Source organism: Mesorhizobium sp. YM1C-6-2 (assembly GCF_003666685.1).
GTDB lineage: Bacteria > Pseudomonadota > Alphaproteobacteria > Rhizobiales > Rhizobiaceae > Mesorhizobium_K.
In genome coordinates this window covers 338,348-353,957 of the sequence record NZ_RCIZ01000003.1, presented here as the reverse complement: position 1 = coordinate 353,957, position 15,610 = coordinate 338,348, and the positions used below count along the sequence as shown (strand labels likewise).

At 65.4% G+C, this 15,610-nt stretch carries 17 protein-coding genes; 8 read left to right on the top strand and 9 right to left on the bottom strand.

The features are described 5' to 3' along the window. Positions 1 to 17 precede the first annotated feature (17 nt). Positions 18 to 1,217, bottom strand: coding sequence for a GGDEF domain-containing protein (locus D8676_RS10400; RefSeq protein ID WP_121580797.1), 1,200 nt, complete (start codon positions 1,215 to 1,217; stop codon positions 18 to 20). A 147-nt stretch (positions 1,218 to 1,364) separates the two neighbouring features. Between D8676_RS10400 and D8676_RS10395 the strand changes: the two genes are divergently transcribed. Next, on the top strand, positions 1,365 to 1,676 hold the full coding sequence (locus tag D8676_RS10395) for a hypothetical protein (protein ID WP_121580796.1): 312 nt from the start codon (positions 1,365 to 1,367) through the stop codon (positions 1,674 to 1,676). 62 nt (positions 1,677 to 1,738) lie between these two features. On the opposite strand, the gene leuC is transcribed toward D8676_RS10395, so the two are convergent. From leuC to D8676_RS10375, 3 genes are all read right to left on the bottom strand, one after another. Then, the gene (gene leuC / locus D8676_RS10390; protein WP_121580795.1) at positions 1,739 to 3,151 is read right to left on the bottom strand and encodes a 3-isopropylmalate dehydratase large subunit; all 1,413 of its coding nucleotides are present in this window, start codon (positions 3,149 to 3,151) and stop codon (positions 1,739 to 1,741) included. 259 nt (positions 3,152 to 3,410) lie between these two features. Beyond that, on the bottom strand, positions 3,411 to 3,905 hold the full coding sequence (locus D8676_RS10380) for a redoxin domain-containing protein (RefSeq protein ID WP_121580793.1): 495 nt from the start codon (positions 3,903 to 3,905) through the stop codon (positions 3,411 to 3,413). Positions 3,906 to 3,969: 64 nt separating this feature from the next. Next, positions 3,970 to 4,536 (bottom strand): MarR family transcriptional regulator, encoded by a 567-nt coding sequence (locus D8676_RS10375; protein WP_245426709.1) that lies wholly within the window; start codon positions 4,534 to 4,536, stop codon positions 3,970 to 3,972. A gap of 9 nt (positions 4,537 to 4,545) precedes the next feature. On the opposite strand from D8676_RS10375, the gene D8676_RS10370 reads away from it, so the two are divergent. Beyond that, positions 4,546 to 4,863, top strand: coding sequence for a hypothetical protein (locus D8676_RS10370; RefSeq protein WP_245426708.1), 318 nt, complete (start codon positions 4,546 to 4,548; stop codon positions 4,861 to 4,863). Positions 4,864 to 4,882: 19 nt separating this feature from the next. On the opposite strand, the gene D8676_RS10365 is transcribed toward D8676_RS10370, so the two are convergent. Then, entirely contained in the window at positions 4,883 to 5,470 is a 588-nt protein-coding gene (locus tag D8676_RS10365) for an MgtC/SapB family protein (RefSeq protein WP_121580792.1), read from the bottom strand. 115 nt (positions 5,471 to 5,585) lie between these two features. Continuing rightward, positions 5,586 to 6,011: an OsmC family protein gene (locus tag D8676_RS10360; RefSeq protein WP_121581081.1), complete on the bottom strand. Its 426-nt coding sequence runs from the start codon at positions 6,009 to 6,011 to the stop codon at positions 5,586 to 5,588. 191 nt (positions 6,012 to 6,202) lie between these two features. On the opposite strand from D8676_RS10360, the gene D8676_RS10355 reads away from it, so the two are divergent. Beyond that, a complete protein-coding gene (locus tag D8676_RS10355; RefSeq protein ID WP_121580791.1) occupies positions 6,203 to 6,559 on the top strand; it encodes a YciI family protein in 357 nt (118 codons plus the stop codon). A 126-nt stretch (positions 6,560 to 6,685) separates the two neighbouring features. Here the strand turns inward: D8676_RS10355 and D8676_RS10350 are convergent, their stop codons facing one another. Both D8676_RS10350 and D8676_RS10345 read right to left on the bottom strand, forming a co-directional pair. Further along, a complete protein-coding gene (locus D8676_RS10350; protein ID WP_121580790.1) occupies positions 6,686 to 7,615 on the bottom strand; it encodes a TIR domain-containing protein in 930 nt (309 codons plus the stop codon). A 113-nt stretch (positions 7,616 to 7,728) separates the two neighbouring features. Continuing rightward, entirely contained in the window at positions 7,729 to 8,985 is a 1,257-nt protein-coding gene (locus D8676_RS10345; protein ID WP_121581080.1) for a ubiquinone biosynthesis hydroxylase, read from the bottom strand. 80 nt (positions 8,986 to 9,065) lie between these two features. Between D8676_RS10345 and D8676_RS10340 the strand changes: the two genes are divergently transcribed. From D8676_RS10340 to D8676_RS10330, 3 genes are all read left to right on the top strand, one after another. Beyond that, on the top strand, positions 9,066 to 9,941 hold the full coding sequence (locus tag D8676_RS10340; RefSeq protein ID WP_121580789.1) for an acyl-CoA thioesterase II: 876 nt from the start codon (positions 9,066 to 9,068) through the stop codon (positions 9,939 to 9,941). Positions 9,942 to 10,162: 221 nt separating this feature from the next. Continuing rightward, positions 10,163 to 10,501, top strand: coding sequence for a P-II family nitrogen regulator (locus D8676_RS10335; RefSeq protein WP_121580788.1), 339 nt, complete (start codon positions 10,163 to 10,165; stop codon positions 10,499 to 10,501). A gap of 31 nt (positions 10,502 to 10,532) precedes the next feature. Then, positions 10,533 to 11,915 carry an ammonium transporter gene (locus D8676_RS10330; protein ID WP_121580787.1) on the top strand — a complete coding sequence of 461 codons (1,383 nt, stop codon included), beginning with the start codon at positions 10,533 to 10,535 and terminating at the stop codon, positions 11,913 to 11,915. A 130-nt stretch (positions 11,916 to 12,045) separates the two neighbouring features. Here D8676_RS10330 and D8676_RS10325 read toward each other — a convergent pair whose 3' ends face one another. Then, positions 12,046 to 12,351 (bottom strand): hypothetical protein, encoded by a 306-nt coding sequence (locus D8676_RS10325; RefSeq protein ID WP_121581079.1) that lies wholly within the window; start codon positions 12,349 to 12,351, stop codon positions 12,046 to 12,048. 422 nt (positions 12,352 to 12,773) lie between these two features. Here D8676_RS10325 and rpsU point away from each other — a divergent pair, with 422 nt between their 5' ends. Together rpsU and D8676_RS10315 are read left to right on the top strand one after the other, a co-directional pair. Further along, on the top strand, positions 12,774 to 13,034 hold the full coding sequence (rpsU, locus tag D8676_RS10320) for a 30S ribosomal protein S21 (protein ID WP_121580786.1): 261 nt from the start codon (positions 12,774 to 12,776) through the stop codon (positions 13,032 to 13,034). A 584-nt stretch (positions 13,035 to 13,618) separates the two neighbouring features. Further along, entirely contained in the window at positions 13,619 to 15,583 is a 1,965-nt protein-coding gene (locus D8676_RS10315) for an autotransporter domain-containing protein (RefSeq protein WP_183097051.1), read from the top strand. The last annotated feature ends 27 nt before the right edge of the window (positions 15,584 to 15,610 follow it).

Genomic DNA, 15,610 nt, shown 5'->3' with positions numbered 1-15,610 from the left:
CTCGAAATCGAGGCGCCTCACGCCGGCCGAAGCATCACCATGGACGGCAGGTCTTCGGGCACGTGCTGATAGGAGACGCGCACGCCGTCGCGTCCTCCCCGCTTGACGTGATAGAGCGCCTCGTCGGCCCGGTGCGTAAGTTCGGCGAGGCTTTCGTCTCCGGCGCGCGCGGCGATGCCGAAGCTGGCCGTCACCCTCGTTTCGGGCGGCAGCCCGTCTATCTCGGCGCTCGAGAACACGGTGCGGACCGCGTCGGCGAACAGCCTGGCGGCCGCCAGGTCGGTCATCGGCAGCAGCACGGCGAATTCCTCGCCGCCGAGCCTGCCGGCCACGGCGCGCGTGCCGGCGGCCATCCGCAGGCGCGCCGCGAATTCCACGATCACGCGGTCGCCGGCGGCGTGTCCGTAGCGGTCGTTCAGCGCCTTGAAGCGGTCGAGATCGGCGGCGATCAGCGCGGCGGGCAGGTTCATGCGTGCGCATGTCTCCAGCAGAGCCGAAGCCTTCGCCTCGAAACCGCGCCGGTTGAGCAGCCCGGACAACGGGTCGGTCAGCGAATCCGAATGCAGTTTGTGCATCATCACCAACGCTTCGTCGGTGAACAGCGAAAGCGCGATGAGCAGCGAAAACACCGCATGCGACAGCACGGCCGTCGTCCAGTAGAACGAGGAGTAAAACCCGTCATAGGACTGGTACGAGCCGTAGAGCGCCATGGCGGCCACCGGCCGGATCAGGAAGTTCGCGGCGGACAGCAGGGCAAGCGCGATCATCATGCGCTCGATCGCCCCCCTTCCGGAAATGGCCTTCAGCTCAGCCGCAACGACGAGGCATATGCCCCCGAACGCGAAATTGATCGAGAAAACGCGCCAGGTCAGATGCTGCTCGACGAACATGAACCAGGCAAAGCCGGCCAATCCGCCCAGGGCCAGGAGGCCCATCTGGCCCCATGGCGGCGTCCGCCCGTAGCGCGCGATCACCGCGCCGGCCAGCGCCAGCACCGCAATGGTGAACGACAGGGTGGACAATAGCCGGCTCACCGGCAGGCCGACCGGCAGAACGAAGTACTGCAGCATGAACCCTATGGCCGAGCCGGTGAAGGCGACCGCGACCATCAGGAGATGCGAGCGCCGCCTCCGGTAAAGCCAGAGGAGAAGAAACGCTGCGGCGAGCGTCAGCGAGATCGCCGGGTTCAGCAGCGCTATGAAGAGTTGGTTGTCCAATAACGCGCCGCCCCCATGCGGTCCGGGCTCGACACTTAACCCGCGAGGCGCAAAGATACCGTTAAGTTAGGCGAGCCGATTTGAAGCAAGGGCGCGCGGAACCCGCCTTCCGCTCCAGCGTTCTGGCAACCGCAAAGGAGATTTGAGATGGCCGAGACAATCCTCATCACCGACCATCAGGCAGTCCGTGACTGGGCCGCCGCCCGCTCGGGCTTTCCCGCCATCGTCGACATCTCGCCGGCGGGCGGCACCCAGCCCATGCTGCGGCTCGTCTTCGACCAGGCCGCCTATCAGGACCAGGATCGGGCCGACCGGCCGACGAACGCCGGCGGCTATGAGCTCGTCGAATGGGACGAGTGGTTCAAGGTGTTCGACGAGAACAGGCTGGCGCTGGTAGTCGAGGAGGAGGTTCCCGGCCGCCGCGACAACTACCACCAGTTCGTCAGGCGGTCCGACTGACCCGTCTGCGAAAACGGCGCCCCGAGGGGCGCCGTTGAGTAGTCCTCGCTGGCTGGCCGGCCTCAGTTCCAGTCGCGAATGTCGACGAAATGCCCGGCGATCGCCGCCGCCGCCGCCATTGCCGGCGACACCAGGTGGGTGCGGCCCTTGAAGCCCTGGCGGCCCTCGAAGTTGCGGTTCGAGGTCGAGGCGCAGCGCTCGTAGGGGCTCAGCCGGTCGTCGTTCATCGCAAGGCACATCGAGCAGCCCGGCTCGCGCCAGTCGAAGCCCGCCTCGATGAATATCTTGTCGAGGCCTTCCTTCTCCGCCTGCTCCTTCACCAGGCCTGAGCCCGGCACGATCATGGCGTTGACGCTCGCGGCAACCTTCTTGCCTTCGACGACCTTGGCGACGGCGCGCAGATCCTCAATGCGGCCGTTGGTGCAGGAGCCGATGAAGACGCGGTCGAGCGTGATGTCGGTCATCTTGGTGCCCGGCTCCAGGCCCATATATTCCAGCGCGCGCTTCTTGGAGTTGCGCTTGTTCTCGTCCTCGATCCCGGCAGGATCGGGCACCGCTCCGGTGACCGAGGCGACATCCTCCGGCGACGAGCCCCAGGTCACGATCGGCGGCAACTTGGCCGCGTCGAGCACGACGACCTTGTCGAAATGGGCGCCCTCGTCGGTCTTTAGCGTCTTCCAGTAGTCGAGCGCCATGTCCCAGGCCTTGCCCTTCGGCGCGCGCGGCTTGTCCTTGACGTAGGCGAAGGTCGTCTCGTCGGGCGCGATGAGGCCGGCGCGGGCGCCGCCTTCGATCGACATGTTGCAGATCGTCATGCGGCCTTCCATCGACAGCGCGCGGATCGCCTCGCCCGCATATTCGATGACGTAGCCGGTGCCGCCCGCCGTGCCGATCTCGCCGATGATGGCGAGGATGATGTCCTTGGCGGTGACGCCCTCCGGCAGTTGGCCGTCGACGCGCACCAGCATGTTCTTGGCCTTCTTCTGGATAAGCGTCTGGGTGGCGAGCACATGCTCGACCTCCGAGGTGCCGATGCCGTGCGCCAGCGCGCCGAACGCGCCATGCGTCGAGGTATGGCTGTCGCCGCAGACGATCGTCATGCCGGGCAGCGTAAAGCCCTGCTCGGGGCCGATGATGTGGACGATGCCCTGGCGGACGTCGTTCTCGGAATAATATTCGAGGCCGAAATCGGCGGCGTTCTGCGCCAGCGCCGCGATCTGGATGCGGCTTTCCTCGCTCTTGTTGATGCCGAGCTTGCGGTCAGGCGAGGTCGAGACGTTGTGGTCGACCACGGCGAGCGTCTTTTCCGGATGGCGGACCTGACGACCCGTCATCCGCAGCCCTTCGAAAGCCTGAGGGCTGGTCACTTCGTGAACGAGATGGCGGTCGATGTAGAGCAGGCAGGTGCCGTCCTCGTCGCGCTGGACGATATGGTCGTCGAAGATCTTGTCGTAGAGGGTGCGCGGTGCGCTCATGTGCGTAAATCCGTCGATTGTCGAAGAAATGTCAGGAAAGGTTCCGGCCGCGCCGGACGGGCCAATCGGCCGAAGTCGGGGCTAGCGGAGTCGGCTCGTAAGCGCGCCCGTGACGCACGCAAAGAAGCGCGCCGGCAGGCGCTTCTTGTCCTGCAGCACGAAGCCCTTGTAGGCCGAATCTCCGAACAGCTCTTCCATCGGCGGCCTTCATACCAACAAAGCTCGCCATCGGCAATTGCCGAGCGGAGCGGCCATTGCCTCAAACGTCAGGCCGGCGTTCCAGCAGCAACTGCGCGATTTCGGCGCCCATCTGAAGGTCGGGAACATGGCCGAACCGGACCGCCTTCAGCCCACCATCGCGCCCGATCAGCATGAAGCTCGGCGTACCCTGAAGCCGGTAATCCTGCATCGTGCGGGGAATCGGCCCGTTGTCCGCGGGAGCGTCGACGGCGACCGGGAACCGGATACGGTTCTCGTGCAGGAAGGCGGCCAGGGTGACCGGACCTTGCGCATCGTGGTGCTCGAAGACGCTGTGCAGCCCAAGCACCTGAAGGTCCGACGGACCGAAACTCTGATGGATCCGGTTCGCCTGCGGCAGGCCCTGGCTGACGCAGCCAGGGCACAGAAGCTGGAACGCGACGATCAGGACCACCTTGCCGCGCAACGACGCGAGGTCGAGCGGGACGTCCGTGTTCAGCCATTGCGCGACCTGGAGCGGCGGCGCCAGGTCGATATCGCCTGCACCCGTGCTCATGGCTCGCCCCGGTTCTCGTCGTCAGCCGCCGCTGGTGCGGCTGAGCCATGGGATTGTCTGCGCATCACGCGGCTTCCTGCTCGTAACAAATCTCGTCCGCCTCCGCGTCGGCCAGGGGCTCATCCAGCAACCGGCAATGATGCTTGGCCGGACCTCGCGCATCGGCCGCGAAATGACGGCAGGTCCGGCACAGGCCGAAGGCGCGGCCGCCCTCGAGTTCGAGACGCGTCTTCAGCAATTGCCGCAGCGCGTCGTCGAGCCGAAGGCGGTCCAGTTCGAGCATCGCGTCGACCATCGCCTGGACCCTCGCGATCTCGTCCCGGCGCAACCGGTCGCGGCCTGCATCGGTAAGCTCCAGCTTCACCGATCGCCGATCGGCCGCGTCAATCGTCTTGGACACCAGCCCTGCCCGCTCGAGCGACATTAGCGTCTGCGAGACGGTTCCTTTCGTTACCCCCAGATACGCCGTAAGCGCGCCTGGCGTGCGTGACTCGATCCCGCCACCGCCGGCTTTGCCGAAAAGTCGGGCATTCTTGCGCTTGCCATCACCGCCCATCCCGATTTCGACGATACGCCGCTGTTCGACGAGAACGCCAACGGCGACCCGTCCGATGACGGCGCTTCCTGGCACTCCCACTGGGTGGTGCTCGGCAAGGACGCCGCCTGCGGCGCCGGCCTGAAGGTGCTCGACGTTTCGCCCGGCGTCGACGTCCTGCCTGCCACCGCGCCCATGTTGCCGCTGGCGCTGGACAGCCCCGGCATGTCGCCGCAGCTTTCAGGCAAGACCGCCCGCGTAACCGTACCGGTAAAGGGCGGCGAACAGGCCTCGTTCGACGCGGTGACGGCCGAGTTGCAGGTCAACGGCGAGGGCAAGGCGCCGCTGCTTTGCGTGACCGGCGTCCATGACATCGCCTCGGGAGACCTGTCCATGCCGGGCAAGGTCGTGCCGAAGAAGTGACCGGCTGCCCGGCGCAGGATCACTCCTTGCGCGGTTCCGAATGTGTCGGATCGTCCGCCTTGGGCTTCGTTGCGCGCCGGGCATCGCCGCCGCCCTCCGGCAGGTCGAAATCCTCGCCCTTGTTCATGTCCATCTCATTCTCGAACGCATAGAGCAGGACGAGCACGGCCAGCGCCAGAACGGTCGCGAAAAGGGCGATCTGCCAGAGACCAAGGCCACAGGCGACGCCGATCGCACCGGCGAGCCACATGCCGGCGCCCGTCGTCAGCCCGTGCACCTGGCCGCGCGTGAAGATGACGACGCCCGCGGCGAGAAACGCCACGCCGGCCGTCACCGCCTCGACGACGCGGATCGGATCGACCTTGACCGCATCGCCCAGCGCATCGGCGGTGAACATCGGGGCGTGGATGATCTCGATGGTCAGGATAGCGAAGGTCGCCGCCGCCACGCAGACCAGCACATGCGTGCGCAGGCCAGCCGGCCGGTTGCGCCATTCCCGCTCGAAGCCGATCGCCGCGCCGAAGATGGCCGCGAGCAGCAGCCGCGCCACGATCACCGGAAACGACGTGTAGGTAGGATGCGCGAATTCTTCGACGAGCTGTTCCATGACGCCCCTCAGATGCCGGTCGGCAAGAACGCGCAATGGGGGCGCAGGTTCCGGGCGCTGCCCGGGAGAGGCTCGTCGGCTGGCGCGGAGGCCGTCGCCTCCGCGCCGTGGCGGCTCAGCCGAGCTTGGCGTCGAGAGAGACGTTGATGGCGCCGAGCGCGCGCGACACCGGGCATTCGGCCTTCGCCTTGTCGGCCAGTTCCTTGAATTTGGCGGCGTCGATGCCGGGAACCGTGCCGGTGAGCGTCAGCGCGCTGCCGGTGATGCCGGTGCCCGGCACCAGCGTCACCACGGCCTTGGCGTCGAGCTTTTCCGCCGGGGTGCCGTTCTCGGCGAGGAAATGCGAGAGCTGCATGGCGAAGCAGCCGGCATGCGCGGCGGCCAGGAGCTCTTCCGGATTTGTGCCCGACTTGCCGCTTTCGTCCTCGAACCGGCCCTTGAAGGAATAGCCGACGCTCTTCAGCGCCCCGCTTTGCGTGTCTACGGTGCCCTTGCCTTCCTTCAGCGTGCCGCTCCAGACGGCTGTGGCATGACGGTCCATGATCATCTTCTCCTGGGGTTGAAACGGTAGGCCGGACGGAAATTTCACGGCACGGCGGGCACTATACGCGGGACCCCGGCATGCTTCGACTCGAAAATCCCTCAAAAGAACCGCCTGAAAAATGTCGGCCTTCGCTGTTCGCGTCCGTCCTCCGCTCGAACCACCGCCCAACAGACTGAAAGGAGCAAGCGATGAACTATGTCTGTCTCGTCTACGGCGAAGAGAAATATCTGCAGGCCCTGAGCAAGGAGGGGCTGGCGGAGCTAGACCGCCGTTCGACCGCCCATGACAAATCGATCGAGGAAGCCGGCAAGCTGGTCGTCGCCCAGGCCCTGCAGTCGACGAGCACGTCCACCACCATCCGCAAGCGAAGCGGCAAGGTCGTCATGATGGACGGTCCTTTCGCCGAAACCCGGGAGCAACTGCTCGGCTTCGTCATGATCGATACAGACAGCCGCGAGGAAGCGCTCGAGATCGCAAGCGAGATCCCGATCGCCGAATGGGGCACGATCGAGGTCAGGGCGGTCTACGACATTCCCGGCAGCTAGGCCGATTCCGGCAAAAGTGCGCAGCGGTTTTGCGTCCAGAGACGCTCCAAGGAACCTGGGTCGCCTGAAGCCCTTCGGCGTGGTCGGACTATTGCCTGCCCTGCGGTGAAGCTTAGGGCACGCGTCTCACGTGCTGATCGTGGCCTTCCAATGGGACAGCATGTCCGCGATCAGCTTCGCGCGCTGGGCGTTGTCCGAGCCGTCCAGGGTTTTCAGGTCCTCGGAGCCGGCGCGGACATAGATGCCCGATGTCCGCGCATTCACTTTCTGGCGCCCATCGGAGCGGGTCGTGAAATAGCCGTTCGCCCGGTCTGCCGACTCCAGGCGGATCTCGCCTGTCCCCTCCAGATGCGGGGCGTTGGGGTCCAGGGGCCTTTCGCCGTTCCAGTAGTAGAACAGTCCGGAAGGCTCCCGCCTCTCCTTTGCCGCTTCGCTCCAGTACCTCGCCGAGAGCCGGCCGTCCTCCTGCCAGGAACGCCCGTTTATCTCCAGCGCGCCCTTGCGGTCTCGCGATATGCGCAGGAGGCTGACCGCCGAGGGTTCCTTCTGGCTGCGCTCCGACAGCGAAAACTGCCACCACAGGCCCTCTATGTCGGCCATCCGTCCTTCGTTCTCGATCGCCTTGCGCAGCTTGTCGACTATGATCTGTATCTCGTCGGCGGTGTCCGCATCGCCGTAGCGTATAGACGTGAGTCCGAGAAGATCGGTCGGAAGCTTCGCCCCTCTCGAATGAAGGATGAAGGTGCGCCGCATCCCGAGGACGCCGCCGAAAAGTCCCGCTTCGAACACGACATTGTCGCGCGGTGAGGCCTGGCCGGCATCCGGCGACGCCGGCCCGGACGTACTTGCAGCCGTCCAGTCGTCCTTGGCGAACACGAACGCTGCGAAATCCACTTCATGGGCAAGCTCGACCAGGCGCTCCAGCGTGGTCGTCCCGGGGTTGAACGACGTCGTCCACGGATCGACATGCGCAATATCGGAGAGGCCGCTCGTCAAATCATCCAGCAGCCTTTCCTGCTTTCCCGAAGAACCGAGAAAGATACGCGGCTTGTCCATTTGCTTCCCTCCGCGGCGGACGAGTGCCGGCATCGCCGGCTGCCTGCGCGTTATGAGCCTCCGGGCGGGCCGAGTCCATTGCGTTCGGACGGACCTCGGCACACCGGGATCGGCTAGATCGCCTCGCCCTTCAGCAGCCGCGGCGTGTCGCCGGCAAGCCCCGACGCCTGGCGGATGAAAAACTCCTTCAGCCGCGGCATGCGGTCGACGAGGCCGAGCCCGATGTCTCGCACCTGCCTCAGCGGGGCGAAATCGCTGGAGAACATGCGGTTCAGCACGTCCGTCGTGACCCCCATCTGCACCGTGTCGAAGCGCCGCCAGATCTGGTAGCGCTCCAGCACGTCGAGAGTGCCTATGTCCTGGCCGAGCCGATCCGCCTCGACCACCGTCTCGGCGAGCGCCGCCGCATCCTTGAAGCCGAGATTGAGCCCCTGCCCGGCGATCGGATGGATGCCGTGCGCGGCATCACCCACCAGCGCGAAACGATGCGCCACGAAAGCGCGCGCCAGCGTCAGTCCGAGCGGCCATGCCCGCGGCTTGCCCTCGACACGGATTTCGCCGAGCTTCAGCCCGAAACGCTGCTCCAGCTCGACCTCGAACACCAGCTCGTCGCCCGAAACCAGTTTCTCGGCGTCCGCCGTCCGTTCCGTCCACACGATCGACGAGCGGTTCGAGCCGTCCTCTCCAGGCTTCAGCGGCAGGACGGCGAAAGGCCCTGCGGGGAAAAAATGCTCCTCGGCGCGGCCGTTGTGCGGCCGCTCGTGGCCCACCGTGCAGACGATCCCCGACTGGCCGTACTCCCAGGTCACCGTCTTGATGCCGGCCATGTCGCGCAGTTTCGACTTCACGCCGTCGGCCGCCGCAAGCAGCCGCGTCTCGACCGACACGCCGTCGGCCAGATGCACCTTCATGATCGCCGGTCCCGCCTCGAAGGAGGACACCGCGACGCCCTCGATGATGTCGATGCCGAGCTCCGCCGCGCGCCGCCGCAGCGCGCCGTTCAGCACCTTGTTGGCGACCATGTGGGCGAAAGGTTCGCCCGGCGCGATCTCGCCGTCGAAGGTCAGGAACACCGGCCGCACCGGATCCGTCGTGCGCGAATCGGTGATGACCATCTCCGTCATCGCCTGCGCCTGCGGCAGTATCTCTTCCCAGCAGCCCAGCCGGTCGAGCATGCGGCTCGCCGCCGCCGCGATCGCCGAGGCCCGCGTGTCCTTCTGCCAGACGCCGGCGGGCGCCGCGTCGACCACCGCCACCGAGAGGTTCGGCCGCGCCTGCTTCAGCGAAACCGCGGTGGCGAGCCCGACATAGCCTGCCCCGGCCACCAGCACGTCGAGCGGTCTGTCCTCGTGGCTTTGCGTCGTGGTCATCTTTTCTGCTCCGCTTGACTTGCCTGCCGCCCTGATGAAAACCGGCCGCATCTATCCTGTTCCACGAAGGGCGCGAAATAATGTCGGCTGCCATGCAGGAACTCCTGGCCATTCTCGACCTCGAACGGCTGGAGCACAATCTGTTTCGCGGTCGCAGCCCCAAACTCGACTGGCAGCGCGTGTTCGGCGGCCAGACCATCGCCCAGGCGCTCGTCGCCGCCCAGCGCACCGTCGAGCCCGACCGCTTCGTCCACTCGCTGCACGGCTATTTCATGCGTCCGGGCGACACCAAGCTGCCGATCGTCTACGAGGTCGATCGCATCCGCGACGGCGGCAGCTTCACCACCCGCCGCGTCGTCGCCATCCAGCACGGCCATGCGATCTTCTCGCTCGAAGCCTCGTTCCAGGTCGAGGAGGACGGGCTGGAGCACCAGGTGCCGATGCCGCTCGACGTGCCGGGCCCCGAGACGCTGCGCGACCAGCGCCAGTTGATCGAGGAATTCGGCGACGACGTGCCCTACGGCATCCGGCGCTACTGGGAGCGCGACCGGCCGGTCGAGATGAAGCCGGTCATGCTGAAGCACTATACCAGCCGCGAGAAGCTGGAGCCGCACCAGAACATCTGGATCCGCACCACCGGCCCGGTCCCGGCCGACCGGGCTCTTCAGACCGCCGTGCTCGCCTACCTCTCGGACATGACGCTGCTCGACACCTCGACCTTCGCGCATGGCCGCGCCGTGTTCGATCCCGACATCCAGGCGGCGAGCATCGACCACGCCATGTGGTTCCACCGTCCCCACAAGCTCGACGGCTGGCTCCTCTACACCCAGGACAGTCCCTCGACGCAGGGCGGGCGCGGCTTCACGCGCGGCGCGATCTATGCCGAGGACGGCACCCTGGTCGCCTCGGTGGCGCAGGAAGGGCTGATCCGGCTCCGTCACCAGCCTAACGGATAGGCAATCGTAAAAAGATGCCTGCAAAATAGGCAGACAGCCTCGCGCCTTTGCGCCGGCTGCATGGTCTCCGGTTGCGATATTCATTCTTTTCCAACGGGTTAACAGGCTCCCGCCGCAACTGGCACGGAGCTTGATTTGCCTTTCGCGCTGCCCGGGCTCCGCAAGGTCTCCGGAGAGTCACGTAACGCGGGAGACCCGCAATCAGCGAAGGGTGAAACCTTATGAAAATCGTGATGGCAATCATCAAGCCGTTCAAGCTCGACGAGGTGCGCGAAGCGCTCACCGCCGTCGGCATACAGGGCCTGACCGTCACCGAAGTCAAAGGCTACGGGCGTCAGAAGGGGCATACGGAAATCTACCGTGGCGCGGAATACGCCGTCAGCTTCCTGCCGAAGATCAAGATCGAGGTGGCGGTCGCCACCGACACTGTCGACAAGGCGGTCGAAGCCGTCGTCGGCGCCGCCAAGACGGGGCAGATCGGTGACGGAAAGGTCTTCGTCTTCCCGCTCGACCATGCCGTGCGCATCCGCACCGGCGAAACCGACGCCGACGCGCTCTAGGCGAGCCGCATCCTGTTCCATGGAGATTTCAATGAACATCCCAACCAGTCTGAAGAACACGGCCCGCACCGCGCTGGCGGGCGCGCTGGCATTCGGCGCCATCGGAGCCGTCGCGGCCTTCGCCCAGGAGGCCGCGCCCGCCGCCGCTGATGCTGCCGCAACTGCGCCGGTGCCCGTGCCGGACAAGGGCGACACCACCTGGATGCTGGTCTCGACCGTGCTGGTCATCGCCATGACCATTCCCGGCCTCGCCCTCTTCTATGGCGGCCTGGTCCGCTCCAAGAACGTACTGTCGGTGCTGATGCAGGTGCTCGCCGGCTTCTCGATCATGGCGCTGCTCTGGGTCGTCTACGGCTATTCGGTCGCCTTCGGCGGCGACGGCTCGGGCGCCTTCTTCGGCGGTTTCGACAAGCTGTTCCTTGCCGGCGTGACGCCCGACAGCACGGCGGCGACCTTCTCGGAGGGCGTCGTCATTCCGGAACTCACCTTCGTCGTCTTCCAGTTGACCTTCGCGGCCATCACGCCGGCGCTGATCATCGGCGCCATCGCAGAGCGCATCAAGTTCGGCTCGGTGATGCTCTTCATCGTGCTCTGGTTCACCTTCTCCTATCTGCCGCTCGCCCACATGGTATGGGCAGGCGGCGGCCTTCTCTTCGAGATGGGCGCGCTCGACTTCGCCGGCGGCACCGTCGTCCACATCAATGCCGGCGTCGCCGGACTGGTGGCGGCGATCATCATCGGCCCGCGCGTCGGCTTCCTCCGCGAGAACATGGCTCCGCACAACCTGACCTTCGCCTTCATCGGCGCCTGCCTGCTGTGGGTCGGCTGGTTCGGCTTCAACGCCGGTTCGAACCTGGAGGCCAACGGGCTCACCGCCCAGGCGGTGCTGAACACGATCACCGCGACGGCCGCCGCGGCGCTCGCCTGGTCACTCGGCGAGAAGATCGCGCGCGGCCACGCCAGCCTGCTCGGCGCCATCTCCGGCGCCGTCGCCGGCCTCGTTGCCATCACGCCCACCGCCGGTCTCGCCGGCACGGTCGGCGCGATCTTCCTCGGCGCCGTCGCCGGTTTCGTCTGCCTGTGGGCAGTCGTCACGCTGAAGCCGATGCTGAAATACGACGACTCGCTCGACGTGTTCGGCGTCCATGGCGTCGGCGGCATCGTCGGCGCCATCGGCACGGCGATCGTGGCGGCCCCCGCGCTCGGCGGCTTTGGTCCCGGCGGCGCGGAATATGCCATCGGCGGCCAGCTCGGCACGCAGGTAACCGCAGTGGTCATCGCCATCGTCTGGTCGGCGGTCGTCTCGGCGATCGCGCTTTACATCGTCAAGGCGGTGATGGGCCTGCGTCCGACCGAGGCCGAGGAGCGCGAGGGCCTCGACATCACCACCCACGGCGAACGCGCCTACAACTGATCCCGTCGGGAGATTCTTTTTCTCCCGCACTTTGACCCGGCTTCGGCCGGGTCCTTTTTTCTTGGAGACCGCCTGACGCCGTCAACGGTCAGGCACAGTTTCAAGACTTGTCGAGCGCAGCCCCTACTCCCTACCTCGCCCGAAAAATCTCGCTCTCGACGCATTTCCTCACCGGGCAGTATTTCTTGTCGACGGTCGGAACGCCGGCGCCGCGGGCAACCTCTCCGCTCATGCAATATTGCTGGCCAAGCACATAGCGGTCGTAGATCGGCAGCCCGAGGATCCCGCTCGAGCGATAGACCAGTATGACCTCTCCCTCGGTGCGGATCAGCGCCTGCACCGTCTCGCAGGTCACATTGGTGATTTCGTAGCGGGACACGGCAAGCGCATTCGATGTGACAAGGGAGATCGCTGCGGCAATGAGGTATTTCTTCATCAACATCCACTCGACGGTTTTTCGGCTGGCTACACGTAGCCCTCTCCATCTTCGATACTAGCGGTCTTGCCGCCACCTGTCGCCAGTCCGCGTCATATGAACACATTGGCCGGCTACATCCTCCCCATAGTGGCCGGCGCTGGAGATATGACTCGGCAGACCAGAAGAAGTTCCTTGGGCGGCGCTCCATCCCGGCCCGGCCTTGCCGCGGACGCAATCGGCTGCTAGGGGGTGTATTGTCGTGAGTTGGGCCCTATATGGCTCGATGCGGTGTCGGAAACTTCGACCCGCCGCTCTCTTCCAGATTTGCGATGCGGACTTGATGGCAGGCTGCAGTGCCTCGCAGGAAGCACGCTTTTTTGCCGGACCGAAGACCAATCCGTTGATCGGAAGTTTTCAAGCACTCAAGAGTTAGGATTCATATGCAGGTTCTAGTCAGGGATAACAATGTCGACCAGGCGCTTCGCGTGCTGAAGAAGAAGATGCAGCGCGAAGGCATTCTCCGTGAACTGAAGGCGCGCCGCGCCTATGAGAAGCCCTCGGAGAAGCGTGCCCGGGAAAAGGCCGAGGCGATCAGGCGGGCGCGCAAGGCCGCTCGCAAGCAGGCGCAGCGCGAAGGGCTCCTGCCCGCCCCCAAGCCGCGCGTTCCCGCTGCCCGCAGGCCGGCTCCGGCCCGACCCTAGCATTCGCAAGGCCAGGCCTCCTGTCGAGGCGCGCGCCGCAGGCAGCCGGTCGAAGACGACAGGCTGCCTTGGTCTCATGCGGCGTCGCATCGGAAAGCCCGCCTAGTTTTTATATCGCCCCCTATTTGTGGTCCTGAACCCGCGCTGGCTATCACCGACAGGGGGTAGCCAGCGGGGGGCGACCGGTTGTGCGCGCGACCCATGTCGGAGAACCCGAGGTTCCGATAAGCGCCCCGCATCCTTGCACTTGATCCCTCGAACGTACTCGATGCGGTCACCGCCGCAGCCACGACTGTCCGCGATGTCGCTGGGCAGGCCGGGCCGGCTCCGCTACGGCCAACGACACACCCCGAAGGGTAACCCCCATTTGGGGGTTCCGGAAAACAGACCGTTCATTATCGTCCCTGAGCAATGGACATTGGGGTCGGGTGATGGGGAAATATGGCCGCCTTGCTGCCGGGGCGTTCAGTGTTGGAATGCTGATTGCAGCCAGTGAATCTTCGGCGCAATCACTTCAAGGTCTGGGATATCCTTCCGACGGTGGCCCCGGGTCAGGACCAGGGCCTTCGCCCAAGGTTTCTGGGGTGAGCGCCGATGGCCGGGTGGTGGTCGGGCAATTCAACGACAACGGCACGGCGCGCGCTTTTCGTTGGACAGACGACACGGGCATGGTGCGAATCGCGCCGCTTCAGTGGGGTGCAGCCAACGCTGTAAATTCCGATGGCCGCATAATCGTAGGCGTCGCGGATGATGGCGGGAAAGCCGAGGCCTTTCGCTGGGTAGATGACGGCACCCCAACCGGAGCATTGGTTGGCTTAGGCTTCCTTTCCAGCGAACCGGGATATCAGCAGAGCGAGGCGCTTGCCGTCAGTGCAACTGGAGCTACGGTTGTCGGAAGTTCGTGGAACGGCTCGAACTACGAAGCCTTCCGCTGGACCGAAAGCTCGGACATGACAGGGTTGGGCTTTCTTCCTGGAGGCAATTCCAGCGCAGCCTTAGGCATCAGTTCGGACGCAACGGTTGTCGTGGGTTTCTCGAACGACGGGAACTATAATGTGCCCGTTCGGTGGATCGAGAACGGGACGTCGACCGGGCTTATTTTAAGCCTTGGTGCCCTCTCTCCTGGTGGAAATGGCAGCGCCACTGCTGTGAACCGCGATGGAACGGTGATTGTGGGTGGCAGCTGGAACGGCTCCACCAGCGAGGCTTTCCGTTGGGTTGACGACGGAAGTCCTTCCGGTCTCATGCAGGGGCTTGGCTACTTGTCGCCCGGCGGCGGTAGCGGGGCGCTATCGGTGAATGGCGACGGCACCGTCATCGTGGGGAGGGCATTCGATTCCTCCCTGGAAGACACCGCATTTATTTGGACACCGGAAACCGAAATGGTGTCGCTTGTCGACATGCTGGCCGATGCTGGCGTTGATGTGGCCGGCTGGCAATTGCAATGGGCTACGGGCGTTTCAGCGGACGGAAAGACAATCGTCGGATCGGGCGGCAACGGGAGCCCGGGGTCCGAGCTTTGGATCGCGCGGCTGGGCCCGACGCCGGGCGTGACAACGCGCGAGGCTGCATTGAATTCGCTGCTCACGCTCGGCCAGGTGCCCAACGTCGCCTCGAATTTCGTGCTCAATGTCCTCGCGACCAACAGCGAATACGCCCGCCAGCATTCCACCGATGTGAGCACGCCGCCTGTCCAGCCGCTTGCTTACGGCGAGGAAGGCGATTCGGGCGTTGCCGCCATGGTGCCCCCTCGTTCGCTGCGGGTCTTTGGATATGGCCTCGGCGGCGCGGCCTTCGACCCCGACGGCACGAGCGGCGCAGCGCTGATCGGCGCCTCCGTAGCGGTGACGGACCATCTCGTGGTGGGCGGCAGCGTTGGCTACGGTGCCGTGCGCAGCGACATGGACATGGGCGGCGAGGTCACCATCCGCGGCCCGTCGGCAACTATGTTCATCGCCTCCACGCCAGAGACCGGCTTGCAGTTCCTTGCTGCGGGTTCGGTTGCCGGGTTCGACGCGGATATCCACCGCGGATACATGAATGGAGCGGGCGAGACGTCGTCTTCCGGCGAGACGGACGGCGCCGGCTATGGCGGCCTCGTACGGGCCGGCTATGCCTTCGCGCTTGACGACAGGAACCGCCTTGAACCCTTCGCGCAGTACGAGGCGATCCACAGCAGGCTGGACGCCTATTCCGAAAAGGGCGGTCCTTTCCCTGCCGAGATCAGCAAGATGTCCCAAACCGACCAGATCGGCCGTCTCGGCGCGGAACTCAGGCACCGCTTCCGGCCGGATGCGTGGGTCTGGGGTTTGGCGGCATGGGCGCATCGGTTCGACGATTCCGGCGTGGATCTCGCCATACAGTTTATCGACCTCTTCGGCGTCTCGGGCTCAGCGCCTGTCGGGGCCTCGGACTGGATGGAAGCGGCCGTGGGCATCAGCTTGCCGGTCGGGCACGACGTGCGGTTGACGGGCTCAGTCACCGCGGGGCTGTTCGGCGAAGGCAGCGACACGCTGCTAGGCCGCGTCGGTGTGAGCTCCGCGTTCTAGGTATGCAGAACGTGCGAGATGCAAATC

Coding starts and splice junctions, on each gene's coding strand:
- D8676_RS10395 (WP_121580796.1), top strand. CDS start 1,365: ATGGCCGAGACAATCCTCATCACCGACCATCAGGCAGTCCGTGACTGG.
- leuC (WP_121580795.1), bottom strand. CDS start 3,151: ATGAGCGCACCGCGCACCCTCTACGACAAGATCTTCGACGACCATATC.
- D8676_RS10380 (WP_121580793.1), bottom strand. CDS start 3,905: ATGAGCACGGGTGCAGGCGATATCGACCTGGCGCCGCCGCTCCAGGTC.
- D8676_RS10365 (WP_121580792.1), bottom strand. CDS start 5,470: ATGGAACAGCTCGTCGAAGAATTCGCGCATCCTACCTACACGTCGTTT.
- D8676_RS10360 (WP_121581081.1), bottom strand. CDS start 6,011: ATGGACCGTCATGCCACAGCCGTCTGGAGCGGCACGCTGAAGGAAGGC.
- D8676_RS10355 (WP_121580791.1), top strand. CDS start 6,203: ATGAACTATGTCTGTCTCGTCTACGGCGAAGAGAAATATCTGCAGGCC.
- D8676_RS10350 (WP_121580790.1), bottom strand. CDS start 7,615: ATGGACAAGCCGCGTATCTTTCTCGGTTCTTCGGGAAAGCAGGAAAGG.
- D8676_RS10345 (WP_121581080.1), bottom strand. CDS start 8,985: ATGACCACGACGCAAAGCCACGAGGACAGACCGCTCGACGTGCTGGTG.
- D8676_RS10340 (WP_121580789.1), top strand. CDS start 9,066: ATGTCGGCTGCCATGCAGGAACTCCTGGCCATTCTCGACCTCGAACGG.
- D8676_RS10335 (WP_121580788.1), top strand. CDS start 10,163: ATGAAAATCGTGATGGCAATCATCAAGCCGTTCAAGCTCGACGAGGTG.
- D8676_RS10330 (WP_121580787.1), top strand. CDS start 10,533: ATGAACATCCCAACCAGTCTGAAGAACACGGCCCGCACCGCGCTGGCG.
- D8676_RS10325 (WP_121581079.1), bottom strand. CDS start 12,351: ATGAAGAAATACCTCATTGCCGCAGCGATCTCCCTTGTCACATCGAAT.
- rpsU (WP_121580786.1), top strand. CDS start 12,774: ATGCAGGTTCTAGTCAGGGATAACAATGTCGACCAGGCGCTTCGCGTG.